Origin of the sequence: Weeksella sp. HMSC059D05, from assembly GCF_001809725.1 — a bacterium.
GTDB lineage: Bacteria > Bacteroidota > Bacteroidia > Flavobacteriales > Weeksellaceae > Weeksella > Weeksella virosa.
The window spans coordinates 133742-160077 of record NZ_KV798514.1 but is presented as its reverse complement, the minus strand read 5'-3'; the positions used below and the strand labels follow the sequence as shown (position 1 = coordinate 160077).

General features: G+C 36.4%; 21 protein-coding genes. 5 read left to right on the top strand and 16 right to left on the bottom strand.

The annotated features are described in order from the left end of the window. Positions 1 to 37 precede the first annotated feature (37 nt). Genes HMPREF2660_RS00720 through HMPREF2660_RS00710 form a run of 3 tightly spaced genes read right to left on the bottom strand, consistent with a single transcriptional unit; the run spans position 38 to position 4109 of the window. Positions 38 to 1219, bottom strand: a complete 1182-nt coding sequence (locus HMPREF2660_RS00720) for an acetyl-CoA C-acyltransferase (protein ID WP_070485210.1) — start codon at positions 1217 to 1219, stop codon at positions 38 to 40. Positions 1220 to 1243: 24 nt separating this feature from the next. Continuing rightward, the gene (locus tag HMPREF2660_RS00715) at positions 1244 to 3643 is read right to left on the bottom strand and encodes a 3-hydroxyacyl-CoA dehydrogenase/enoyl-CoA hydratase family protein (protein WP_070485208.1); all 2400 of its coding nucleotides are present in this window, start codon (positions 3641 to 3643) and stop codon (positions 1244 to 1246) included. Next, positions 3627 to 4109: a MarR family winged helix-turn-helix transcriptional regulator gene (locus HMPREF2660_RS00710; RefSeq protein WP_070485206.1), complete on the bottom strand. Its 483-nt coding sequence runs from the start codon at positions 4107 to 4109 to the stop codon at positions 3627 to 3629. The genes HMPREF2660_RS00715 and HMPREF2660_RS00710 overlap by 17 nt, the downstream gene beginning before the upstream one ends. 423 nt (positions 4110 to 4532) lie before the next feature. On the opposite strand from HMPREF2660_RS00710, the gene HMPREF2660_RS00705 reads away from it, so the two are divergent. After that, entirely contained in the window at positions 4533 to 4862 is a 330-nt protein-coding gene (locus tag HMPREF2660_RS00705) for a YegP family protein (RefSeq protein WP_013597513.1), read from the top strand. Between the two features lie 74 nt (positions 4863 to 4936). On the opposite strand, the gene HMPREF2660_RS00700 is transcribed toward HMPREF2660_RS00705, so the two are convergent. The 3 genes from HMPREF2660_RS00700 to HMPREF2660_RS00690 form a co-directional block, all read right to left on the bottom strand. Next, positions 4937 to 5392, bottom strand: a complete 456-nt coding sequence (locus HMPREF2660_RS00700; protein WP_013597514.1) for a Dps family protein — start codon at positions 5390 to 5392, stop codon at positions 4937 to 4939. Between the two features lie 546 nt (positions 5393 to 5938). Further along, on the bottom strand, positions 5939 to 8761 hold the full coding sequence (gene uvrA, locus HMPREF2660_RS00695) for an excinuclease ABC subunit UvrA (RefSeq protein ID WP_070485204.1): 2823 nt from the start codon (positions 8759 to 8761) through the stop codon (positions 5939 to 5941). Positions 8762 to 8954: 193 nt separating this feature from the next. Then, on the bottom strand, positions 8955 to 10001 hold the full coding sequence (locus HMPREF2660_RS00690) for a GyrI-like domain-containing protein (protein WP_070485202.1): 1047 nt from the start codon (positions 9999 to 10001) through the stop codon (positions 8955 to 8957). Between the two features lie 90 nt (positions 10002 to 10091). Here HMPREF2660_RS00690 and HMPREF2660_RS00685 point away from each other — a divergent pair, with 90 nt between their 5' ends. After that, a complete protein-coding gene (locus HMPREF2660_RS00685; protein ID WP_013597517.1) occupies positions 10092 to 10682 on the top strand; it encodes a DUF937 domain-containing protein in 591 nt (196 codons plus the stop codon). Between the two features lie 125 nt (positions 10683 to 10807). Here the strand turns inward: HMPREF2660_RS00685 and HMPREF2660_RS00680 are convergent, their stop codons facing one another. Genes HMPREF2660_RS00680 through HMPREF2660_RS00665 form a run of 4 tightly spaced genes read right to left on the bottom strand, consistent with a single transcriptional unit; the run spans position 10808 to position 15370 of the window. Continuing rightward, positions 10808 to 11566: an SDR family NAD(P)-dependent oxidoreductase gene (locus HMPREF2660_RS00680; RefSeq protein WP_070485200.1), complete on the bottom strand. Its 759-nt coding sequence runs from the start codon at positions 11564 to 11566 to the stop codon at positions 10808 to 10810. 10 nt (positions 11567 to 11576) lie between these two features. Further along, positions 11577 to 14423 carry a hypothetical protein gene (locus HMPREF2660_RS00675; protein WP_070485198.1) on the bottom strand — a complete coding sequence of 949 codons (2847 nt, stop codon included), beginning with the start codon at positions 14421 to 14423 and terminating at the stop codon, positions 11577 to 11579. Between the two features lie 28 nt (positions 14424 to 14451). After that, positions 14452 to 15084: a carbonic anhydrase gene (locus tag HMPREF2660_RS00670; RefSeq protein ID WP_070485196.1), complete on the bottom strand. Its 633-nt coding sequence runs from the start codon at positions 15082 to 15084 to the stop codon at positions 14452 to 14454. A 4-nt stretch (positions 15085 to 15088) separates the two neighbouring features. Continuing rightward, entirely contained in the window at positions 15089 to 15370 is a 282-nt protein-coding gene (locus HMPREF2660_RS00665) for a GNAT family N-acetyltransferase (RefSeq protein ID WP_013597521.1), read from the bottom strand. Positions 15371 to 15605: 235 nt separating this feature from the next. On the opposite strand from HMPREF2660_RS00665, the gene dnaN reads away from it, so the two are divergent. The 3 genes from dnaN to HMPREF2660_RS00650 are packed head-to-tail and all read left to right on the top strand — an operon-like array spanning position 15606 to position 19614. Then, a complete protein-coding gene (gene dnaN, locus HMPREF2660_RS00660) occupies positions 15606 to 16724 on the top strand; it encodes a DNA polymerase III subunit beta (RefSeq protein WP_013597522.1) in 1119 nt (372 codons plus the stop codon). A 22-nt stretch (positions 16725 to 16746) separates the two neighbouring features. Further along, positions 16747 to 19173: a phenylalanine--tRNA ligase subunit beta gene (pheT, locus tag HMPREF2660_RS00655; protein WP_070485194.1), complete on the top strand. Its 2427-nt coding sequence runs from the start codon at positions 16747 to 16749 to the stop codon at positions 19171 to 19173. A gap of 12 nt (positions 19174 to 19185) precedes the next feature. Continuing rightward, the gene (locus HMPREF2660_RS00650) at positions 19186 to 19614 is read left to right on the top strand and encodes an META domain-containing protein (protein WP_013597524.1); all 429 of its coding nucleotides are present in this window, start codon (positions 19186 to 19188) and stop codon (positions 19612 to 19614) included. 109 nt (positions 19615 to 19723) lie between these two features. Here HMPREF2660_RS00650 and HMPREF2660_RS00645 read toward each other — a convergent pair whose 3' ends face one another. The 6 genes from HMPREF2660_RS00645 to HMPREF2660_RS00620 form a co-directional block, all read right to left on the bottom strand. Next, positions 19724 to 20365, bottom strand: coding sequence for a YggS family pyridoxal phosphate-dependent enzyme (locus HMPREF2660_RS00645; protein WP_013597525.1), 642 nt, complete (start codon positions 20363 to 20365; stop codon positions 19724 to 19726). Further along, on the bottom strand, positions 20362 to 21609 hold the full coding sequence (locus HMPREF2660_RS00640) for a DUF1015 domain-containing protein (RefSeq protein ID WP_070485192.1): 1248 nt from the start codon (positions 21607 to 21609) through the stop codon (positions 20362 to 20364). The genes HMPREF2660_RS00645 and HMPREF2660_RS00640 overlap by 4 nt, the downstream gene beginning before the upstream one ends. Further along, complete coding sequence (locus tag HMPREF2660_RS00635; RefSeq protein ID WP_013597527.1) at positions 21602 to 22561, bottom strand: D-2-hydroxyacid dehydrogenase; 960 nt, start codon at positions 22559 to 22561, stop codon at positions 21602 to 21604. Before HMPREF2660_RS00635 ends, HMPREF2660_RS00640 begins: the two co-directional genes overlap by 8 nt. Positions 22562 to 22631: 70 nt before the next feature. Next, positions 22632 to 23702 (bottom strand): 3-phosphoserine/phosphohydroxythreonine transaminase, encoded by a 1071-nt coding sequence (gene serC / locus HMPREF2660_RS00630; protein ID WP_070485190.1) that lies wholly within the window; start codon positions 23700 to 23702, stop codon positions 22632 to 22634. Between the two features lie 134 nt (positions 23703 to 23836). Next, complete coding sequence (locus tag HMPREF2660_RS00625) at positions 23837 to 25096, bottom strand: aminotransferase class I/II-fold pyridoxal phosphate-dependent enzyme (protein WP_013597529.1); 1260 nt, start codon at positions 25094 to 25096, stop codon at positions 23837 to 23839. A 93-nt stretch (positions 25097 to 25189) separates the two neighbouring features. Further along, the gene (locus HMPREF2660_RS00620) at positions 25190 to 26227 is read right to left on the bottom strand and encodes a PLP-dependent cysteine synthase family protein (protein WP_070485188.1); all 1038 of its coding nucleotides are present in this window, start codon (positions 26225 to 26227) and stop codon (positions 25190 to 25192) included. Between the last annotated feature and the right edge of the window lie 109 nt (positions 26228 to 26336).

Here is a 26336-nt window from a genome sequence, read left to right as displayed (position 1 = left end):
TCATCTTCGGATTGGAAACCATCCGAAGATGATTTTTTTATCTTAGGTATTCGAATACAGAAGCTGCGCCTTGCCCTGTTCCTACACACATGGTTACTACTCCATATTTTGCTTTCTGAGCCTCCATCTCGTGCAATAGTTGAACAGTAAGTTTTGTTCCTGTGCATCCTAGCGGATGACCTAAGGCTATTGCTCCACCGTTGACATTTACTTTTGCAGGATCTAATCCTAATTCTCGTACAACTGCTACCGATTGAGAAGCAAAGGCTTCGTTGAGTTCGAACAAATCGATATCTTCTACTTTCAGACCTGCTTGTTGTAAGGCTTTTGGCACAGCATACAGTGGTCCAATCCCCATGATACGTGGAGGTACACCTACCGTAGAATAAGCCATTAGACGAGCAACTGGTTCTAAGCCTAGTTCTTTGACCATATCTTCTGACATAACCATTACAAAAGCTGCACCGTCTGACATTTGTGATGAGTTACCTGCTGTTACAGATCCGCCTTGTGCAAAAACTGGACGTAATCTTGCTAAACCCTCTAAAGAAGTATCTGCTCGTGGACCTTCGTCAACTTTGAATTCTATTCTCTTGGTTTGCATTTTTTCGTTTGCATCCAAAAAATTATAATCAACTTCTATCGGAACGATTTGCGAAGCAAATTTTCCTTCTGCATTAGCTTTTAATGCTTTTTGGTGAGACTGAAAAGAGAATTCATCTTGTTCTTCTCTAGAAACTTTATACTCTTTAGCAACTTCTTCAGCCGTCAGCCCCATTCCCCAATAATAATCTGGGTGTTTGCTAGATAAATTGGTATCGGGCATAGGTTTGAAACCTCCCATAGGGATATACGACATAGATTCTGCACCACCTGCGATGATGCACTCTGCCATTCCTGTTCTAATTTTTGCAGCTGCTAGTGCAATGGCTTCAGAACCTGAAGCACAATAGCGATTTACGGTAACTCCTGGGACTTTGTCTGTATCTAACCCCATTAAAGAGATAAGACGAGCCATATTGAGTCCTTGTTCTGCTTCTGGCATGGCACAACCTACGATAAGGTCGTCGATTCTTGCAGGATCTAAATTCGGAAGGTCTTGCATAAGTCTTTTTATCACCACTGCCGACATATCATCTGGGCGAGTGAAACGTAATGTTCCTTTTGGTGCTTTACCAACAGCCGTTCTATATCCTGTTACTATATATGCTTGTTTCATTTTTATTATAATTTTAGACGATTACTAGTTACGTAATGGTTTTCCGGTTTTCAACATATGTTGGATACGCTCTAAGGTTTTTCTTTCTCCACATAGTGATAAGAAAGCTTCACGCTCTAAGTCTAGTAAATATTGTTCGCTTACTTCTGTGGATTCTGACAAGTTTCCTCCAGTCATTACATAACCTAATTTATTAGCAATCAAACGATCGTGATCAGTAGCAAAATTACCTGCCACCATAGAATCTGTTCCTACGTAGAACATCCCCATAGCTTCGCGTCCTAACACTCTAATTTTTTCACGTACAGGTTGGGTATAACCGGCTTCGGCTAAAAGGATTGCTTGTTTTTTTGCTTCAGCAATCTGGCGATCTGTATTGACTACAATAACGTCTTGATCGCGAACGATTCCCATATTCTTAGCTTCGTAGGCAGAAGTTGCTACTTTAGCTGTTGCGATATTCATAAAGTAATCGCGTAAGTGGTTCACTTTCACATCATCTTTTAGAAGATTCATCATTGCACGGCGTGTGAATTCTTTAGAACCTCCTCCTCCTGGAATAAGACCAACGCCAACTTCTACCAAACCAATATATGTTTCAGCAGCCGCTACCATTTTGTCTGCATGGATAGAGACTTCGCATCCGCCACCTAAAGCCATTCCGTGTGGTGCAGAAATTACTGGTATTGATGAGTAGCGTACGCGCATCATCGTATCTTGGAACATTTTTATTGCCATATTCAGCTCCCACCAGTCTTGTTCTGCAGCCATCATCATAATCATGGCTAGATTTGCTCCTACAGAGAAGTTATCGGCTTGGTTTCCTATTACAACCCCTCGGTATTCTTTTTCGGCAAGATCGATTCCTTTGTTGATTCCCTGGAGAACACCTCCTCCAAGAGAGTTCATTTTCGAACGGAACTCGATATTGATGATCCCATCTCCTAAATCTTGGATAGAACATTCTTTATTCGACCAAATTTCGTTGGTTTTTCGTATATTATCTAAGATGATAAATGCGTCTTGACCTGGAATTGGATCGAAAGTTTTGGTATTTTGATTGTAGAATAACTTTTTACCATTTTCTATTTTATAAAAACTATCCGCTCCAGTTTTGGCCAATTCTTTTACCCAATCTGCAACTTGATAACCTTCGACTTCTACTAATTCGATCCCTTTTTGTAATCCTACCAAATCCCAAGTTTCGAAAGGTCCGATTTTCCATGCATATCCCGTTCGGATTGCGTCATCGATAGGATAGAAAACATCGGTAATTTCGGGAACTCTTTGCGATACATAAGCAAACAATGATGCAAAATGTTTTCGGATTAATTCTCCTGCTTTACCTGAATCTTTGAGCAAAACAGTTAATTTATTTTTCGTAGACCCTGCTTGTTTTGCAGCTTCTACTGCAGCAACTTTTGCTCTTACCATTGGACGGTAGGTCAGTGAATCGAGGTCTAATGCGAAACGATTCCAGCTTCCGTCTTCGGCTTTTTCTTTGTAATAAAATCCTTTCCCGGTTTTATCTCCTAAGAATTTATTATTAATCAAGAAGTCTAAGAATTTAGATTCTTTTAGTTCTTGAATCATTTGATCCTGAGTGGCGTTTTGTTGTAATCCTTTGGTTACATTGTAAGCTGTATCTAATCCTACCAAATCACCTAACTTGAAGGTTCCAGTTTTCGGACGACCTAGGATAGATCCTGTCAAGGTATCTACTTCTTCAATTGTCAGTCCGATTTCTTGGGTCAACTCCATGATTTTTGCCATCGAATAAACGCCTACTCTATTCCCGATAAATCCTGGAGTATCCTTACACAACACTGGTGTTTTCCCTAGATATAGGGAAGCGTAGTTTTGGAAGAATTCGACAACTTTGTGATCGGTTTTTGGTCCAGGAATAATTTCGAAAAGCTTTAGATACCGTGGTGGATTGAAGAAGTGGGTACCACAGAAGTGTTTTTGGAAATCTTCTGTACGACCTTCGGCCATTAAATGAATAGGAATTCCGGAAGTGTTCGTGGTAATAAATGTACCGGGTGTACGAAGTGCATCTACTTTTTCGAACATAGATTTTTTGATATCCAAACGTTCGATGATTACTTCTATCACCCAATCAGAGTTTTTGATTTTATCTAAATCATCATCAAAATTTCCTACCGTAATGCGCGAAGCAAAAGCTTTGTCATAGATCGGTGAAGGATTGCTTTTTAGAGCAGCATCTAAATGTGATTGTGCAGTACGGTTGCGTACTATTTTGCTCTCTAAGGTAAGACCTTTGGCTTGTTCTTGCGGAGTGAGCTCGCGCGGAACCATATCCAGCATCAAGACTTCGAGTCCGATATTGGCTAGATGACAAGCAATACCAGACCCCATTACACCTGATCCTAAAACGGTTACGTGTTTAATGTGTCTTCTCATAATTGTTTTTAAATATTTTTTTATCGGAAATTAATCGGTTTATATCATACATCACTTCAAGAAAAACCTTCAATCGTTCGGGAGAAATATTGTTTGTAATCACCTCATTGAACTGAAATACGGTTTGTCTTGAAATATCTCGCATACGTAAGCCTTCCTTGGTTAGTGTTACCAAAACACTGCGCCCATCTTCTGGATTTGGTATGCGCTCGATGAAATTTCTTGCTTCTAATTTATTGAGTGTTCGAGATAAACTCGTTGGCTCGATTCCCATTTTCGGACCAAGAGATGTGCTTGGCGTTCCATTTTTGGGATCAATAGATAATAAAGTAAAAGCATAAACCATTGTAGATTCGTACTTGCTTGCTTGTTCGTTGTACATTTTTTGCACCGCAAGCCAAGTTGTCCTTAATAAATAATCGATGGTTAAATCTTCTCTTACCATATTATAATATAAATATTGCATATATGTTAGAAACAAATATATAAAAAATTATTATGCAAGCATAGTAAATAAAATATTTTTACATTTTCGTAAATTTATCTATTCTTTGCTACTTCAATGTTTCCTAATTATGAAATTTAATCGAATAAGAAACTCTACATTACATATTTTTCGTATGAAAATCATTCGAAAATTGCTTGTACATTCGTAATATCTTAATAACCATAGCCCTTATACAGAAAGTAATATATGAAAAATATTGCGAATTCTAAAGTAACCTTTGCTGCGCTACTAATTATCTTCGGGATAATTAGTAGCAATTCTTGAGACTTCTCTGAGCTTTGATTGAAATTCTTTTAATTCTTCTTCATGTGATCACGAAACACTTTCATAGAAAAAAATAATTATTTATTTTAGTATAACTAAATCAAAAACACATGGAATATGTTTGAAATTTATCAAGACAAAAAAGAAGAATTTCGATTTCGATTGAAAGCTAAGAACGGTCAAAATATTTTAGCCAGTGAAGGTTATGTGAGCAAACAAGCCTGTTTGAAAGGAATAGAATCGGTGAAAAAAAATGCTAGTGATGACAGCAAATTCAAACTAAAAGAAACAAGCAACAGTAAATGGCATTTTAATTTGGTTGCCGGAAACGGACAAGTTATTGGGACAAGCCAATTGTACGAATCAGAAAATGGAGCGAAAAAAGGCATAGAATCTGTGAAAAACAATGCGCCAGAAGCTGATATCATCGAACTTGAGAATGAATAGAAAAAAGTATAGCCTTGCAAAAAACATGCAAGGCTATATCTAATTAACACAATATGAAAAAAACTTACTACTTTCTATTTTAAATGTGAGCGCAACATCCAAGCTGTTTTTTGGTGTTGCTCTAATAAGCCCGTTAGATAATCTGATGTCGCTACATCTGGATACTCTTCGATTTCTTGGATAGCTTTATTCAACGATTCGCAAATGGTTTCGTGATCTTTGAGTAGCTCTTCAATAAAAGTTAAACTATCGTATTTTTCTTTACGTTCTTCTTTTAACTGTGTCAACTCTAAATACTCACTCATAGTAGCAGGCGCATAGTATTGTTTGGTTCTGATTTTTTCTGCAACATCATCAATAACCACTTGTAGTTCGGTATACAACTCTTCGAAATATACGTGAACGGTTTTGAAATCTGGTCCCTCTACATTCCAATGTGCGTTACGAGTTTTTAGATATAAAATGCTTTCGTCCGCTAATAGTTGACTTAGAATTTCTGCTACTTTTTTATTTTGTTCTTTTGTTAACATAGTTCCTTATTTTTGGTTATAGAGCAAATATCCGATTTTTTACCCAATTTCTATATTAATTTTCAATGATATTAGCAATACTATGATAGGATTTTCTTATACTTACTTAATAAGAAATTATTTTTTTTATGATTAATCTCCTACCTTTCTACTAACTTTTCGTGCATCACTTGTTTTTCGAAAGTAAACTCAGCGTACCTCAAACGTTCTTCTCGATAACGGACTGCAAAATAAAGGAGAAAAACCCAGTTACACATCAAGAACTAATAAAAATCATTAAATTTACTCTTGAAAATAATATAGTATGGAATTGGTTTTTGGCATGACTTGTTATCGTTATTTGCAACCCTTTCATTTAGTTAACCTTATAGCAAACAAGCCGAAAGTCAACATTCCAACAGTTCATACTGATACGTAAACAAAGGGCATAAAAACAAAGCTTTTTCTTTCTGAGGTCTTGTATGAATTGTTCTCCGACACAAAAACTTCTCTTGCTTGTATTTTTTTTATTTGTATAAATATTTCGGTCTTTATGGTAGAACAATACTATAATTCGTTTTGCAAAAACTTACCGGTTACACTCTTCTTTTGTTTCACAATTTCTTCTGGTGTTCCAGTAGCGATTATTTTTCCGCCATTTCGTCCTCCTTCTGGCCCCACATCTATTATATAATCCGCTAATTTTATCACATCTAAATTATGCTCGATAATGATAACGGTATTGCCCAAATTTACGATCTGATCGATAACTTGCATCAAAACTTTTATATCCTCAAAATGTAGTCCTGTAGTTGGTTCATCGAGGATATATAAAGTTTTACCGGTTTGTTTCTTCGCTAATTCGGTCGCTAATTTTACGCGTTGTGCTTCTCCACCGCTTAGGGTTGTCGATTGTTGCCCCAAAGTGATATATCCCAGACCAACATCCTGTAACATTTTAGTGTATTGATAGATTTTTGGGATAGGCTCGAAAAACTCTACTGCTTCATTCACGGTCATATCAAGCACATCAGCAATTGATTTTCCTTTGTACCGAACTTCTAGCGTTTCCCTATTAAATCTCTTTCCGTGACAGGTTTCGCATTTTACATGAATATCGGGCAGAAAATTCATTTCGATTACGCGCATTCCTGCTCCTTGGCAAGTTTCACATCGACCTCCCTTCACATTAAACGAAAATCGACCAGGCTTATATCCTCTAATTTTAGACTCGGGCAAATTGGCAAATAAATTCCGAATATCCGTAAAAATACCGGTATAGGTTGCAGGATTAGAGCGAGGTGTACGCCCGATAGGTGATTGATCAACATCGATCACTTTATCTAGATGTTCTAGACCTTCTATTTTTTTGTACGGCATCGGTTCTTTCTCTGCACGGAAAAAATGATGATTGAGGATTCTGTACAGTGTTTCATTAATCAAGGTAGATTTTCCACTTCCCGAAACGCCTGTCACTACCACCAGTTTTCCTAGAGGAATTCTAACATCTACATTTTTTAGATTGTTTCCAGTTGCACCATTCAAAACTAATTCTAAACCATTTCCTTCTCGCCTTTTTTTTGGAATTTCTATTCTTTCTTCTCCGTTGAGGTATTCTGCTGTTAGCGTATGCGTTTTCATCATTTCGGTAGGAGAGCCCAACCAAACAATTTCACCTCCTTTTCTTCCAGCTTTTGGCCCGACCTCTATTACATAATCCGATTCGAGTATCATATCTTTATCATGCTCCACAACCAGAACAGAGTTGCCTATATCGCGTAATTTTTTCAAAGATTCTATTAAGCGAACATTGTCGCGTTGATGCAGTCCTATACTGGGTTCATCGAGGATATATAATACATTTACCAATTGAGATCCAATTTGTGTAGCCAACCGTATTCGTTGTGCTTCTCCTCCCGAGAGTGTTCCTGATGGTCTATTGAGTGATAAATAATCCAAGCCGACATCTAACAAAAATTGCAAACGTGTTGCGATTTCTTTTAGTATTTCTTGTGCAATTATATTGGTTGTTTTATCCAAGATTTTCGGGACTTGCTCTATCCAGGTGGCAAGTGCACTAAGATCCAATGAGGCTACTTCGGCAATATTTTTATTATCGATTCTGAATTGTAACGATTCGGGTTGTAGTCGTGTTCCGTGACATGTCGGGCAGGTTACTTTTCTAGAAAAGCGTTTGGTAAATGTATGATTTGATGGGTGAGTTTTATCGCTAATGATGGTTTGAAAAAAACTTTCGAGCCCCTCGAAATCTAGTTTATATACTTTTTTTACATCGGCAAATTTCAGTTGAACATCCAGCGTTTCGTTTACTCCGTTTTTCAGGTCGTCTCGAAAAGCTTGTGGTAATTTACCGTAAGGGGTTTTTTCGTCCACGTTATGTTTTACAAAAATTCCTTCGAGTTGTGTTTTCAGTCGAGTTGTGTTTTTCAACACCTCAAAAACAGGCGCCAAATTATCTTTTAATGATTTTTTTGGATCATCAAATATCAAATCAAAATTAGGTTCTTTTAACTCTCCTAATCCTGCACAAGTTGTACATGCACCTTTGGGTGAATTGAATGAAAAGGTGTTCGGTTCTGGCAAATCATACGATAATCCTGTTGTAGGACACATCAGGTTCTTACTGAAGAATTTTGTTCCTCCCGATTCATAATCGTAGACCATCATCACTCCATCTCCTTGCTGAAAAGCTTGTAGAATACTCGAACGCAATCTTTCGTCTGTAATAGAATCCTTGAGGATTAATCGATCGATGATAAGTTCTACGTCGTGTGCTTTATAACGGTCTAGCATCATCCCAGGCTCTATATCTCGTATTTCACCATCGACCCGAACCTTATCGAATCCTTTTTTTGCAAGCAATACAAAGAGTTCTCTGTAATGTCCTTTTCTATATTTAACCAAAGGTGTCATCAGAGCAATTTTACGCTCATGGTATTCTTGCCTTACCAAATCGATAATTTGATCTTCGGTATATGCTACCATTGGCTCATTTGTCTCGGACGAAAAGGGTGTAGCAACACGTGCATATAACAAGCGCAAGTAGTCATATATTTCGGTAATTGTCCCGACAGTAGAGCGAGGATTTTTAGAAGTTGTTTTTTGCTCAATAGCAATCACTGGAGAAAGTCCTTCTATTTTATCTACATCGGGTCTTTCTAATCCTCCTAAAAACTGACGGGCATAAGCATTAAAGGTTTCTATGTAACGACGCTGACCTTCTGCATATATTGTATCAAATGCAAGTGAAGATTTTCCACTCCCACTTAAGCCTGTAATTACCACCAATTCATTTCGCGGAATCTTTACATCAATATTTTTAAGGTTATGTTCGCGCGCTCCATAAACTTCTATAAACTCCTGACTCATAATCTAAGAAACAATGTGCAAAAATACGACCAATTACTGAGATTTACAGAGGTTTCTTTAGCTAAAATATCTCTTCGTTTGCAAAAGAAGAATATTCTGTCGAGAAATAGAATTAGAGTTTATTTTAGATGGTTGATAAATGTATCGATGTACATTCAACCAGTAGACCAATCTCTTTTCTTGGGAAAAGGTATTATTTTATTTTTTTTGGCTCTCGAATTTCGTAATATATACGTGATTGCAACAACAAACTATCGGTTTCTTTTGGGTCGTTGAGAAATACTTCCCAATATTTTTCACCCAATTTTAGTTGTTGCGATTCTGCATATTTTCTCATCAATGTCATGGTTGTCGCTTTCTTGCTTCGTGGTCCGATATGCAAGGTGAGCAAATATTTTCCTTTTGGGATGATGACCTTCTGTAGTTTTTTATTCATCGGGAAATTCTCATTGAATGGGATACCACTATAAAAAGTTGTATGTTTTTTTATCGTATCCCATGTAGAATAATAAATCGTTGGAAAACCTAAATCCATATGCCATTCTTCTTCCTTATTCACCAAGACATCATAAATTGCTTCGAATGACTCATCTATTTTACTTAAAATTTTCTTTTCATTCAGATTGCTTTCGCTTTTCATAGCAATCAACGACTTGTCTGGCATATCGTAAATTTGATATTCTCCTACAATTAGTTTTCCTTCTTTTCGCTGTTTCTTAAGGTCGGTTTTGACGTATTCGTCTAACTGATTCAGGCTTTTTTCTATCTTATTGTCTTCTCTCTGGAATAAATTATACCATCGATATAGATAGGGCATTTTCTGGCTTTCGTATCGGACTTTTATAAGGGTTTTCGAGTTATTTGTAGCTTCGAAAGTTACGAGAAGTGTTCCATTTTCTGTCCACCCACTATTATCCACTTCATACAAAACAAATTCATTAATCGAGTTGTCTACAATTTTCAGTTCTCCATTTCCTATATCCGACTTTTCACTTTGCCATCGTAAATATGCATTTATATCGCGCGGGTTTGGTGAAATTTCTTTTTTCACCTCTTCATCATCGGCCATAAAATCTTCCCACTGTGAAAAATTTTGCAAGTTATTAAACTCCTCATACACAAGCCCTACAGGAGCATCGAGCTCTAATTCGTATTCACCTATTTCGGTTTTTGGCAGAAAAATTGGCAGAACCAAAATCAGGGCAATAAAAATTGCAAGCAGTAAACTTAATTGTTTCATAACGATAAATGTCGAGCACAAAAATAAGATTATTCTTAACTTTTATTTATGCATAAAAACAATTACTTTTGATATTCTAATTTATCGACTATGGATTTAACATCTTTATTGCAAGGCCCGATGGGAAATCAGCTGTTACAAACCGTAACAAATCAATTGGGTATAAACGAGAACCAAGCTCAATCGGCAATTTCATCTGCCTTACCAATCTTATTAACGGCACTTAACCAAAATGCTGTTAAAGGTGATGCACAAAATATCAACCAAGCTCTAGAAAAACACAACGGTAGTATTTTCGATAATTTTGCCAGCTTTTTAAGCAGTGGTGTTAATCAGCAAGATAGCTTAGGAATTTTGGGACATATTTTAGGCAGCAACCAAACAAAAGTAGAGAAATCTATTAGCGATTCATCTGGCTTGAGTTCTGCACAAGTATTGAGTGTCTTGACTATTTTGGCGCCAATTGTAATGAATTTTTTGGGCAAACAAAAACAACAAAACGGTTTAGATGCACAGGGAATTACAGGTCTTTTGGGCTCTTTGATAGGCGGAAAAAATTCTCCAGGTGGAGCTAATCTTTCTGGTTTCGAAAAACTTCTGGACCAGAATGGTGATGGGAAAATTACGGATGATTTAATGGATTTAGGGAGTAAGTTTTTGGGAGGTTTTTTCAAAAAATAACGAAACTTTACTTTCTGCAAAAGCAATTTCTTACTATTGATTTTACATTTAGATTGCTGTTTTTTTCCATAAAAAAAACGTTCTTGTATTTGTATGAACGTTTTTTTTCTTTTTACTTTTTTAGTTTAGTTATTTTCTACCTTATAAATTACCGTACCCCCAGCTTGTGCTTTCGGAAAAACTGTTAGATCTGCAATCTGTACATGTTCAGGTTGTTCTAATAAATATAAAATTGCATTTGCGATATCTTCTGCGAAAAGCGGATGATAGCCTTCGTAAACTTTCTTTGCACGTTCTACATCACCCTTGAATCGAACCAAAGAGAATTCGGTTTCCACTGCTCCAGGTGCCACATTAGAGACTTTTATCCCGTAAGGTAACAAATCGTATCTCATTCCTTTACTCAGAGATTCTACAGCTGCTTTCGATGCACAATACGTTGCCCCAAGCGGGTAAACTTCTTTTCCGGCAATAGAGGAAAGGTTTACGATATGAGCATTTTTTGATTCTTTGAGAAATGGCAAAACTGCTTTGGTTACAAATATTAATCCTTTTATATTAATATCTATCATTGCTTCTAAATCATCTAGATCTGCCTCATCAAAAGTAGACAAACCATGAGCGTTTCCTGCATTGTTGACCAAAACATCAATTGTTTGCCAATTTTTATCCAAGTGATCAAGAGCCTTAAAAACCGACTTTCTATCGCGAACATCAAATTGCAATGTAGTTATTTCTGTTTTGTGCTCGAGTTCTTTTTTCACTTCATCGAGACGCTCTTCACGTCGTCCACACAAAATTAGTCGGTAATTATCGGCTAATATCTCAGCTGTTGCGCGTCCTATTCCAGAGGTCGCACCAGTTATAAAAGCGGTTCTTTTCATGATTCTTATTTTATACGATAAGCAAAGTTTGCTTTAGACCGTCTAAGATACATGCGAGGAAGAAATTAAAAAAGGATTTGTCTTGTTTTCGTTCGATGTTTTCTACTTTTTTATTTTTCATTTCTCCGCGCGAATCTTTTTTCACTGCTATATTTCCGATAGCGGACAAAAATTTTCTTTTAGATCCATCATCTCTCAGTAAACTAACTTTTAGGTTCTGATAATAAACACCAAAATCTCCGTTGGCAACTTTATCATTTCCATCAAAATTAAAGGTTATTTTATTGAATTTTCCTTCGGCCGAAGCTTTGAGATAAGGCACTAAAAACGGGTCTAATTTTTTTGCAGGCAATTGGCTTATCGTGCCTTGAATATTGAATTTTTCTGAACGATCCATCGGATTGAAAGTCCATTTCGCTTTCAAATCCCCATTCATAAACTGCGATTGCCAATTGACAACAACGTCGGGTAATGATCTTTTTTTATAGCCAGAATTCACGTTATTGATAGTAGTTTGGATATTAGAAAATGTCAACTTACCTGTCCCTATACTTTTAGCAGTTTCTTCTTCATACTCCAAAACAGAATTTGCTATTTGTAGCTTTTTTATTCCTAAACCGAATTTCATCTCTCGAAGTTTTTGCGAGAACATTGTTTTTTTACGCAAATCATCAGGCGGAACCAAACTTCTATAAATATTGGCATGCATGCGATCGAGCTTCATGTATGTGCTTGTGAGAAAGAAATCATTCTGTTGACTGATTCCCCATTTTATACCATTCCCACTAATTTTTTCCACGCTCACCGTATACAAGTCGGATTGTACTTTCAGTTGGGCATTGAAGTTTTTACGGGACAATTTCGGTTTCAGAGACAGTTTATTCATTAACAAATTACCGTTATTAAACTCTATATTCCCGGTTGTCATATAATAAATGGAATTTACATCATAATTTAAGCTCGAAGAGCGTAGCAAAACATTTTTATAAGCGAACGGGATAGGATCTTTTATGGTTTTTGGGTCTATTTCTATATCATCAAAACGCAACCAAATATCCTTTAACTTCAGATTAGGTTCTTTCTTTCTATATGGTATCAACGACAATTCTCCGTTGAGCAACGAGAGTTTTTTCACCCTAATGTAATCGTTGAATTGTTGATTGGTTTGCCCTTGTCTTTGTGCAACTCTTCTTGGTTGCCCGAAAATGGTGAAAACAGGTTTATTGAAAATTACATGGTCAACACCCAATTGTTTTCCGTAATCATTCTTCAATCCGAAGACCCTCAAATTCACTCGATCAAAATCAAACTTTCCTTCTGATGTAAAACGAGAATGATCGACTGCAATCGTGTCTACTTGAAGATTGAAGTTGATTAAAAATTTTTGAGTTGTTTCATCCAATTTTCGTGCTATTGCTTGCTGATTTTTCTGATCAATGATCCGCACTTTTACCTCATCGAGTTTGATTGACTGTGTTTTGAAAAAAAATTGATCTTGCAGAAATCCCCAACGATTGTTATTCAACCTAAGAATTGGCGCTTCTATATCGAGCAAGGTATTGGCTAGAGTTTGGTTTTTATTGAACTGATTTTTAGAAATCAAGGGTTTCATCTTAAAATTCTTGAGCACCAGATTTCTATTCGTCAAATCTAAATCAGACGCGCGAATCGTATGCATTTCATTCAATCGATAATACATAGAATCGAGTTTTATTTTGAAGGTATTATAATCGATCGGAATTTGGTTTGTCCTGGTCAATTCATTCATTTTTATTCCCTCTATACTAAGATCTACATTGCTTATCGAATATTTTACTGTTTCTGCATTGGATAAAAGCGATTGTATTTTTCCTCTTTCTATCTGTAGTTGATGGATGGTGATTAGTTCGGTTTCATTTGCTTGCCTTTTTACATTTTCGATATTTTTTGTATTGTCTTTTTTGGGTTTTTCATCGGCCATTAAAATTGTGATTTTAGGCTGTGTAAATTTTATTAAATCAGTCTTAAAATACAGTTTATCTTCATTCGTAAAACCCCAATCCATCTTAGTTAACTGCAAAAGTGGAGATTCTAAGTCGAGTAAATCGTTGTTTGAATGGTTTGGATAAAACTTGTTACCTTTCATCCTCAACGGTTTCATTGTAAATTCATTCAACTCGAATTCACGAGGGTTTAATTTCACCTTCTTAGAGCGGATTATCTGATTATTTTTAACTATAAAAAATAGATCATTGACTTTGATTTGAAAGTCTGAAAAACGAAAAGGTATTTTTTTGTCCACTGTTCGTTCGCTGAACTTCACACCCTGAAAACCAATGTCAATTCCCTGCACTTGAGCCAAATGTAGTTTCCCATCAGTCGAAAACAAATTAAACTCTCCTTTTCTCACGTTGATTTTAGAGATTTTCAGGCTTTTCCCGACCTGCGCTTCGGTGGTATCTTTTGGTTCTTTGTTGCGATCGGGCAGGTAGTAATTGACAATTGGTTCGTGTATATTGATCGAATAAGCTGAGACTTCTTTCTGTGCAAGAAGCTTGATGAAGTTAATACCGACTACATCTATTTTCGCTACTTTTCCGGTCGCCTGGATAGAATCTTTTATTTGAGTAGAATCTTTTGGTGAAACAGAAACATCGCGCAAGGAAAGTGAAGACCTCAACAAAGAAAAGCGTAAATTTTCATAAGTTAGGTGATAAGGCGTATCGTTTTTCTCTTCGATAATTTCGGGTAATTTGCTATTGATAAGATAGGTAATGAGTTGGCTTAGAATAAAAAGTACCGCAACAATACTTATTCCTGCGATACTTAGTCTTTTCGCCCATTTACGCTTCCAAAGTTGCTGAAAAAAATTTTTCATGAGCTAGTAGGATGTTAAAAAGTTGGTGTCATGCATTTGGTTTAATATCGTAAATTTCTTTAATATTTTCTAGGATTTTATCAAAATCAAGCGCCAAATCTATTAATTTTCCGGTAAACAAATCAAAAACCCAACCATGCACGCGAAGACCATTGGCCATAGCGCGTTGTACAAAAGGATTTTTCACGACGTTGATGCATTGTTCTTGTACATTAAGTTCTACTAATCGATTGTAGCGCATCGCTTCATTTTCGATCGAGTTGAGCTCATCAGCATGTAAACGATAGACATCTCGTATGTTGCGCAACCAAGGATTCATAATCCCTAAATCTTTTGGTATCATAGCAGATTTTATGCCGCCACAATTATAATGTCCGCATACAACAATATGTTTCACTTGCAAATGTTCTACAGCATAGGCAAGTACTGAAGTTGTGTTGAGGTCTAAACCGATAACCATATTGGCTATGTTTCGATGTACAAAGACCTCTCCGGGTTTTGCTCCCAATAGCTCTTCTGCAGTTACACGACTATCCGAGCAACCGATATAGAGAAACTCGGGGTTTTGACCAGCGCTTAACTCATCAAAAAAATTAGGATTACTATCGATATGCTCTTTGATCCATTCTTGGTTATGAGCAAATATTTTTTCTATATCCATGCGATTATAAAATATCTTGGTATTCGGGGTGTTTCATCATATAATTGCTAACATACGAGCAGTATGGTCTGATTTTTAGATTGTTTTCTTTGGCATAATCTATTCCTTTGAGGACTAATTTTTCTGCCAACCCCTGTCCTCGATATTCTACATTTACCCCTGTGTGATTGATGATCATGTAGCCATCTTTCACCGAAAAGGTGAGCTCCCCTATTTTCTTATCACCGTCGTACAAAAAAAATTCTTTTTGTTGATCGTTCTCTTGTAATTCTATTCTTATCTCCATAAACTCATTATTTTTCTATAAATGTAAGTTGAACCAAAGATAATACCAAAACTAGAAAAACTTTACTGAAAAGGTTTTGTCAATTCATTTTCAGCCCATTAAGAAGTATCGCACTCTTAATATAATTTTTTATTTCTTAAGTGTTAACAAATAGACTATATTTTTTTGTATAAGTAGTTATATATTAGTTGTTAATTCTTATTTTTGTTAGATATTTTTAAGGAAAATTCACGCTATGAAATTTATTGTATCAAGTAATACACTCTTAAAGAATGTTAATACGATTGGTGGTGTTATCAACAATAACAATACCTTACCGATTTTAGACAACTTTCTTTTCGAGTTGAAGGGAAACGAATTAACCATCACAGGATCGGATTTAGAAACAACAATTTCAACCACATTCGAAGTAGAATCTGAAGATGAAGGTAAGATTGCAGTACCGTCTAAAATTTTAACCGATACCCTAAAAACATTTCCTGCACAGCCTTTAACATTCATACAAAAAGATGGCAATACACTAGAAATCGTATCCGAACAAGGGAACTACCAATTGGCTTATGAAGATGCATCAGAATACCCTCAGACCCCCGATGTAGAAGAAGCCCATCTTACCAAATTACCTGCAAGTGTAATTTCAGAAGCTATTTTAAAAACAATTTTTGCAACTGGAAATGATGAGCTTCGCCCGATAATGACCGGAGTTTTATTCCAAGCACAGCCAGATGTTTTTAATTTTGTGGCCACCGATGCACATCGCTTGGTAAAATATTCTCGTACTGGATTACAATCTGTTGAAGCAGCTGAATATATTATGCCTAAAAAACCATTGAACCTGCTAAAAAATATATTAGGAGGTAACAATGACGAAGTAACCATCGAATACAACCAAACCAACACTCGTTTTACATTCCAGAACATTGTACTAACATGTCGTTTGATCGATGGAAAATATCCGAACTACGACGCAGTTATCCCAAAAGAAAACCCAAACGTTCTAACTATCAATCGAAATCTTTTCTTGAGTTCGCTAAAACGTGTTGCTATTTTCTCAAACAAAACAACCAATCAGATTCGCCTCAAACTCATCGGTAACTCTTTGACGATTTCTGCAGAAGACGTAGATTTTGCAAACAAAGCAGAAGAACGTTTACCATGCGAATACAACGGGACTGATTTGCAAATTGGCTTCAACTCGAAGTTTTTAATCGAAATGCTCAACAATTTACAATCAGACGACATCACATTAGAAATGTCCGAACCAAACCGTGCAGGAATCATTAAACCTGTCGACGGATTAGAAGAAGGTGAAGAAATCCTAATGCTGGTGATGCCTGTAATGTTGAACGCTTAATGAACGAATGATAAAATAACCCATGAACATTTCATACAATTGGCTAAGAAAATACATCAACACCCCAATCAGTGTCGATGAACTTTCTGCCATTCTCACCAATATCGGCCTAGAAGTAGAAGGCGTGGAAAAAATTGGTGGAAATAAAGATTATTTAGATAAAGTTATTATAGGCGAAGTAGTCAGTGTAGAAAAACACAACAATGCCGATAAACTAAAAGTTACTCAAATAAATTTCGGGAATGGGGAACCTGTACAAATTGTATGCGGCGCACCCAATGTAGCTATCGGACAGAAAGTTGCAGTTGCTACCGAAGGGACTCAACTCCCCACGAAAGAAGGTGAAAGCTTCACCATAAAAAAAACAAAAATCAGAGGTGAAGAATCCAATGGGATGATTTGCTCTGAGGTAGAATTAGGAATAGGTGAAGACAATAGCGGAATTCTCGTATTACCCAAAAACTACCAAATCGGGAAATCCATTCTAGAATACATTTCGATCGATGAAGATTATTTAATAGAGATCGGACTCACGCCAAACCGTGCAGATGCAATGTCGCATTACGGTGTAGCACGTGATTTATTTGCTGCCCTAAAAGTTCGCGGTTACGAAGCAGAATTCACGCCGTACGACTTATCTCAATATCCTACCGAAAATTTTGGTAAAAACCCGATAAAAAGCAACATAAAAAATACAGAAGCAGCCCCTAGGTATGCAAGCGTTTACCTTAAAAATATACATGTTCAGCCCTCACCAGAATGGTTGCAAACTGCACTACGCACAATCGGACTTACACCTGTAAACAATGTTGTAGATATTGCCAATTTCGTGATGCATGACCTTGGCCAACCACTACATACCTTTGATGCAGACAAAATTTCGGGACAAGAGGTGGTTGTAGAAATTGCCAATAAAGATACAAAATTCACAACCCTTGATGGAATCGAGCGCACATTAAAAGGACACGAGTTGATGATTTCTGATACTGAAAAACCTATGTGTATCGCTGGAGTTTTTGGTGGTAAAAACTCTGGTGTAACCAACGAAACTACGTCCTTATTTGTAGAGAGTGCCTATTTCGATCCAGTAACTATTCGTAAAGGTGCTAAAGCTCACGCTCTAAATACAGATGCATCTTTCCGTTTCGAGCGCGGAATAGATCCTACCCTAACGATAGATGCACTAAAAAAAGCCGTACTTTTATTAGTAGAATATGCCAATGCTGAAATCGCCTCGGATATAGATGATTTTTATCCTAAAGTTATAGAAGATTTTCCGATTACTTTACGGTATAAGAAAATAAATCAGTTGCTTGGGATGGAAATTCCGAAAGAGAAAATTAAGGAAATATTCACCTATTTAGAAATCAAAACGATAAAAGAAAACGACGAAGAAGTAGAAGTTTTGATTCCGGCATATCGTGTAGATGTACATCGTGAAGTGGATTTAATTGAAGAAATTTTACGTTTATATGGGTATGATAATATCACAGAACCAGAAAAAGTAAGTTTTTCGATTATACCATCCAACAAAACAAATCCAGAAAAAGTTGAAGATTTTGTTGCACGAGAACTCAATGCTTTTGGCTTTCATGAGGCGATGAACAACTCGTTGATAAAAAAAGAGTACGAAGAATTATTCCATTTCCCAGATGGTGAATTTGTAGAAATGCTAAACCCTCTAAGTGCCGATCTAGCAGTGATGAGAAGAAGCTTAATTACGGGATTACTCGAAAATGTAATTTTCAATGTCAATCGAAAGAATAAAAACATCAAGCTTTATGAATTCGGAAAAATTTACACTAAACTAAATAATACTTATCAAGAAAGTAAACAATTGTCTTTGGTTGTCAGCGGAGATATTGGTGGAGAAAATTGGACCAAGAATCAGCGCAAAGCAAGTTTCTATGATTTAAAAGGAGTGATAAACCAGCTATTCGAACGCTTAGGATTACGAATAGATTCGGAGTCACCAACAGAAGATGCAAACTTACAAGAAGGTATCCGACTCATTACTAACGGAAAAGTTCTGGGGTATGCTGGAATTGTTAACCAAAAGTTATTGAAGAAAATCGACCTCAACCAAGCAGTTTACTATGCACAACTAGATTGGGATGTTCTTCTGTCGATGGTGAACCAACAACCGCTTAAATATAAAGAAATTCCGAAATTCCCAGGCTCTCGACGAGATTTGGCTCTATTATTGCCGCAGACAACAACGTACCAAGAGTTGTACAATGCAGCTTTTGGTCTTAAAAATGAGCTTTTAAAAGACGTTCATCTTTTCGATGTATACGAAGGAGATAAATTACCGGTTGGTAAAAAATCGTATGCACTGAGTTTCTTTTTCAGAGACAATCAGAAAACCCTAAGCGACGATGAAGTTGATAGGGTAATGAAAAAATTAATCCACTTGTACGAAAAGAGTTTTGGTGCGAGTTTACGATAAAAAAATTATAGTATGCAAAAAATTAGACTAACCCTTGTTTTGATGATTGGATTTTTTATGAATTCTTGTCAGACAGCAGCTCCTGTGACAGATTTCTCGAAAATAAAACAAATCTTGGAAACCAATAAATGGGTTCTACAAGACAATACCGGAAATGTAAAAGGACTCGACCAACAAGATGTCGTGTTAAACTTTCGGTACGAAGATGGTCTGACGGTGAATGGTTTTGCAGGCTGTAATTCTTACCAAGGTAAAGCTACTTTGAACTCAACGACAATTCGTTTTTCTGAGATAGGCTCTACCAAAGTTTACTGTCCACAAATGAACCAAGAAAAAGCGTATCTTGATATGTTGAGAGAAGTTAACCGATACGAAATCAATGGGAAAAATCTTTCTTTATTCAAAGATAATTTAGTGTTGATTCGTTTCAAAGCATTATAACAATCAAATTATAACAATCAATCGTATAGATTATACAAAAAGCCTTGCACTTGCAAGGCTTTTTGTATCTATAAATCAGCTATACATTGGGAAATTAGCCATAATTTCGTTACCCGAAAATCGCACTTCCTATTCGCACCATGGTACTTCCCTCTTCTATTGCAATAGGATAATCACCACTCATTCCCATTGATAAAATGGTGAGTTTTGGATAGTTTTTCGACAAACGATCAAAGGTTTTCTTTAGGGTACGAAATTCTTCACGAACAATTTCGTATTGGTCAGTAAAGCTTGCCATCCCCATCAAGCCAACAATTTCTACATTGCTCAACTCTTGTGCATGATTACTAAGAATTTCCTCGATTTCTTCTGCATCCATCCCAAATTTACTTTCTTCTTCAGCTATATATTTTTGTAATAAAACCTTGATGATACGGTTATTTTTTTGAGCTTGTTTATTGATTTCTACCAAAAGTCTCAAACTATCTACTCCATGGATTAATGAAACAAAAGGTGCCAAATATTTCACTTTGTTGCGTTGTAGGTGACCAATCATATGCCATTCGATATCTTTGGGTAGAAGTTCTTGTTTTTGGGTAAGTTCTTGTACTTTATTTTCTCCAAAAACTCGTTGTCCTGCAGAATAAGCTTCTAAAATTTCTTCAATAGAATGAGTTTTAGAAACAGCCACCAGGGTTACATTTTCGGGTAAAGTTTTCTTAATTGTTTGTAGGTTTTTTGCTATTGTCATTCTTCTTCTTTTAAATCAAAAATCGCAAAACCACTTAAAGGTTTTGGCTCTATATAGGTACTTTTTGGTGGCATAGTAAGACCAAGATCAGCAATCAGTTGCAAGTCGTTTACATTAATTGGATAAAATGCAAATCCAGCTACAGCCTTGCCTTGATCTACATTATTTTTTATTTCTTCTAAACTTCTACTATCGCTACTGCCTTTCAGGTAACGAATGCGTTGATCATTTCTATAATCGGTAATCCCCAAAATCGGCCGTAAAATTGTTTGTTCGAAAATATAGGTATCCAATTCTTTTAGACCTTCTGTATCTACAATATCATCTTTTACATATAGATTGTAATACTCCCCATCGATATAGAGGACGATGTGATGTTTTTTGGTAGGCATGGACATTTCATTGCCTTTTGCAACCACATCATAACTTGTACTCAAAGCATCTATAAATTCTTGAGCAGTTAACCCATTAAGATTGGTAATCAAACGATTATAATCATGTATTATCAAATCATCATTAGAAACTAACATGGCTAAAGTATAATGAAAAGTTTCTGTACCGTATATTTCTTCTGTGTGTTGTTCTTGATGGGTTGTGTATTTTTCTGAGCTTGCCATACGGTGATGTCCATCTGCAATGTATAAACTTTCTAATCTAGAAATCGATTCTTTGATTTGTCCTAAAACCAAGCGATTATCTATGCGCCACAACAAATGTTCGTTTCCGTTTTCTTCTTTTACTCTTAACGTTGGTTGTTTTTTTAGCTCATTGCCGATTAACAAGTCAATTCGTTGATTGGGTTTATAAGTTAACAAAACAGGTTCGGCATGGAAATGAGTGTTGATGAGATAATTTGTAAACATATCGACCCTATCTTGCAAAACTTCTTCGTGTTTTTTTATTTTATTGTCACGATAATCTTGTATACTTACCAATCCCATAATTCCATGCGTTTGCAACCCATTTGGTTTACTGAGCTGATAAATATAAATAGAAGAGCGATCTTGTGAAATGATTTTACCTTGTATATCTTTTTCTAGATTCTCTCGAACATTTTTATAACGCGTTTCAAAATCTAAGCTTCCGTCCCATGTTGGTTGAATGATATGCAGAAAAGAGTGTGGTCTTGTTTTGACATAATGCTCTATTTCTTCTCGCGAGTAATGATCTACATTGAGCGTTACAAAGTCTTGAGCGGTTTCTTGATTCGGACGCAAACCCTGAAAAGGTAAAAACTTAGGCATGAGATAAATTATATATTTGGATAATTTGTTCTGCTAATTCGGCTCCGATACGGTCTTGTGCCTCTATAGTAGAGCCTGCAATGTGTGGACTAAGCGATAAACTCTCGTTCATCAACAACCCCATTTCTGGTAGTGGCTCATTCTCGAAAACATCCAAAGCAGCCCCCAATACTTTACCTGTTTCTATGGCATCGACCAAAGCGCGTTCGTCTAAAACTCCGCCACGGGCTGTGTTGATAATAACGACTCCTTCTTTCATTTTTTCAATTTCTTTTCTCCCGATTACATATCCTTTTTGAGATGGAACATGAATGCTGATAAAGTCTGCTGTAGAAAGCAATTGATCCATTGAGGAAGTTTCAAGATTAAAAGTGTGGGATTGTCCATCAAAAAACTGAAGTTTTACTGCTTTGTTTTTTTCTTTTTTATCGTATATCACAACTTTCATTCCCATGCCTATAGCAATTCTTGCAACCTCAACTCCTATCCTACCAAAACCGATAATTCCTATCGTTTTTCCTCTTAATTCATAGGCTTTCCCATATGCTTTCTTTAGTCCATTGAAGTTAGAGTCTCCTTCTAACGGCATCGTTCGGTTCGCTTGATGAAGATTGCGTACGATCCCGAAAAGGTGAGCAAAGACAAATTCGGCTACAGAAATAGAAGATGAGGCTGGTGTATTGATAACTTCTATTCCCTTGCTTTTGGCATAATCTACATCTATATTATCTAATCCAACTCCACCTCTGCCGATAATTTTCAGTTGTGTAGCGTCGATTAAATCTTGTCGTACTTTGGTTGCAGAACGTACCAAAAGTACCTCTATATTATTCTTATTCAAGTAATTAGCTAATTGCTCTTGTGCTACATGTGTGGTATCTACCGTGAAACCTTTATCTTCTAAGGCAAGTTTTCCTGATTTAGAAATTCCGTCGTTGGCTAATATTTTCATTTCAGATAAATCGTTTTATGATGTTATTTTTCTTCTTTCCTACGGTATAGAATATAGTGATTGTCTGGATTTATCCAAACTTTTGTTCGAAATTTTTCATTACTTCTACCAATACTTGCACAGATTCTAGCGGTAATGCATTATACATAGAAGCTCGATAACCTCCTACATCTCGATGGCCGGCTAATGATGCAATACCAGCTTCTTTTAATAAAGCGTCGAAATCTGTTTTCAAGTTCTCTTGTTTCAGTACAAAAGTAGCATTCATTTGCGAACGATCTTCTGCTACAGCCGTACCTTCGAACATAGAGTTTCTATCAATTTCGGCATATATAGTTTCGGCTTTCTGTGTGTTTATTTTCGCTATGGCTGCTACTCCACCTTGTTCTTTTAGCCATTGTAAATTTAGCATTACGCCATAAATCGCAATAACGGGCCATGTATTGAAAGAAGATTCTTTGGCTATGTGCGTTGCGTAATTTAAATAATCTGGAATATTACGTCCTGTTTTCCCCAACAAATCTTTTTGAACGATAGCCACAGCAGAGCCAGCTGGCCCCATATTTTTTTGTGCACCTGCATAGATCAAACCAAAACGGTCTACCTCTATTTCTCTTGATAAAATATCCGATGACATATCACATACAATCGGCACTTCTACCGAAGGGAACTCTTTCATTTGGGTTCCATAAATCGTATTGTTCGAGGTACAGTGAAAATAGTCTACATCATTGAATACTGTATATTTCTTTGGAATATAGGAATAGTTTTTATCTTTTGATGAAGCAATAATTTCTATCACTCCAAATCTTTTAGCTTCTTTAATTGCATTCTCTGCCCATTTGCCTGTTTGTAGGTAAGATGCTTTTCCGCCTTCTCGCAACAAATTATAGGCTACCACAGGGAATTGTAAAGAAGCTCCTCCTTGCATAAAAACAACCTCGTGACTATCGGGAACCTGCATCAGTTCTTTGACCAAAGCTCTTGCAGTATCGATTACTTCTACAGCGTCTTTTCTTCGGTGAGATATTTCTAATATAGACGAGCCAGAGTGATTGAAGTTTATGCAAGCTTCTGCCATTTTATCAAACACTACCTGGGGTAAAATGCATGGACCGGCACTAAAATTATGAATTTTCATGGTGGGATATTTTCTAATTGTTAGAGTAGTATCAAAGATACAAATTCTTATCGCTCTATTACTACGGTTTTGGACTAAAAAAGTTTGGATATAAAAAAAAGCCTTCAAAAAATTGAAGACTTTTTTATTTTTTTTTAGTATTGAATGAAATCTATATTCAATTCTTCTGCTTTTCGTTTATAATAGCCACCTTCTAGTTTACCCCTGATTTCTGCAAACGAGTTTAAAGTATATTCTATATGTTCGTCTTCGTGTGCGGCGGTTGGAATTATTCTGAAAATAATCATTCCTTTCGGGATAACAGGATAAACCACTACCGAAACAAAAATTCCGTACTCTTCACGCATTTCTTTTGCCAAAAGTGTCGCTTCGATTGGTGAACCATTCAAAACAATTGGTGTAACACACGTATTAGATCCTCCGATATCAAAGCCTCTTTCTACTAATCCTTTCTGGATTTTGTTTACATTATGCCATAATTTGTCTTTCAGTTCTGGTTTAGACCGTAATAATTCTAATCTTTTCAACCCTCCTATTACCATTGGCATAGTCAATGACTTGGCAAAGATTTGTGATCGTAAGTTATATTTCAAGATTCGGATAATTTCTTTGTCACCTGCGATAAAAGCTCCAAATCCTGCCATCGATTTTGCAAAAGTAGAGAAGTAAATATCAATTTTATCTTGACAACCTTGCTCTTCTCCTGCTCCAGCTCCTGTTTTACCAAGTGTACCGAAACCGTGTGCATCATCGACTAATAGACGGAAATTGTAGGTATCTTTCAAATCACAAATTTCTTTCAGAATCCCTTGTTTTCCTGTCATACCAAACACTCCTTCTGTAATTACCAATACTCCTCCACCTTGTTTATCGGCTAATGTACGAGCACGTTTGATGATTTTCTCGAAACTTTCTATGTTGTTGTGTTGAAAGATAAATCGTTTTCCAAAATGTAGCCGTACACCATCTACAATACAGGCATGACATTCTGCATCGTACACGATTACGTCATTTTTCGATACCAAAGCATCTATTGTCGACAACATTCCTTGGTAACCAAAGTTCATTAGATATGCTGCCTCTTTTTGCACAAATTCTGCTAATTCATCTTCTAATTGTGCATGGAAATCGGTTTGTCCTGACATTGCACGAGCTCCCATAGGATAAGCCATTCCATACTCTGCTGCTGCATCTGCGTCAACTTTTCTTACCTCGGGATGATTAGCAAGACCTAAGTAGTTATTGATAGACCAAGTTATCACTTTTTTTCCCTGAAACTCCATTACAGGCCCAATCTCTCCTTTTAGTTGCGGGAAAACATAGTAGCCTTCACCATAGTCTGCGAATTGTCCTAAAGGACCAGGGTTTTGTCTTAATCGTTCAAAAATATCCATTTTAAGTTTGTTTTTATTTTTAACGGAAAGAAGTAGATAAAATTTCTTTCACCTACTTCTGTTATATTGTTCCTTATCTTAACGTATTTTTCATTACTTAATATAATCGATGGTAGCTCGGGATTCTAATCCATTTAGTTTGCTATTTGTAAATCCTTGCTCCGCCATCCATTCGTCGCTATAAACCTTTGTGATATATCGAGATCCATGATCAGGAAATAGAATAACCACCTTAGAATTTTCATTAAACTCACCTTCTTCTGCCAAAATTTTATAGGCTTGTGTAGCAGCTCCTGATGTATAGCCAGGCATGATTCCTTCTTTCAGAGCAATTTCACGTGTGCGATATGCTGCATCTTCATCCGTTACTTTAATAAAACGGTCTACTGTAGAGAAATCCAATGCGTCTGGAATCAAGTTTTTACCCATACCTTCTATTCTATAAGAGTAAATTTCGTTAGGATCTATCTCTCCCGTTTCATGGTATTTTTTCAAAACAGAACCATAAGCATCTACCCCTATTATTTTCACCCCTGGATTTTGTTCTTTAATGTAACGTGCAGAACCAGATAACGTACCACCTGTTCCACAACATCCAATCAGATGAGTAATTTTACCTTCTGTTTGTTCCCAAATTTCGGGTCCTGTAGTGAGGTAATGCGCCTCTGTATTGCCTAAATTAAAGTATTGATTGATATATAAAGAGTTAGGGGTTTCTGCGGCAATTCTTTTTGCAACTTCATAATACGAACGCGGATCATCTGCTGGCACATTGGCTGGGCAAACGAACACCTTAGCACCTAAAGCTTTTAGGTAGGCAATTTTTTCTGCTTTCGTCTTATCAGAAACGGCTAAAATACATTTATATCCTTTTACAATACTGACCATTGCTACACTAAATCCTGTGTTACCAGATGTAGTTTCAACTATGGTAGAACCTGGTTTTAATAAACCTTTTTTCTCTGCTTCTTCTATTATGTGTAAAGCTATCCTATCTTTTGTTGAATGGCCCGGATTATAACATTCGAGCTTGGCATAGACCTCACCAGGAATGTTTTGGTTAATTCTGTTTAGTCGAACCAACGGGGTATTCCCTATTAGTTCCAAAACATTGTTATACTTACCAGTCATTTCAATTTATTGTTTTATACAAGCTACAAAATTAAGAATTTTTAACCATTTATCGGTATTTTTTTTTAACCGATTCGATTTAGTTGTATTCAAAATTCTTATTTTTCAC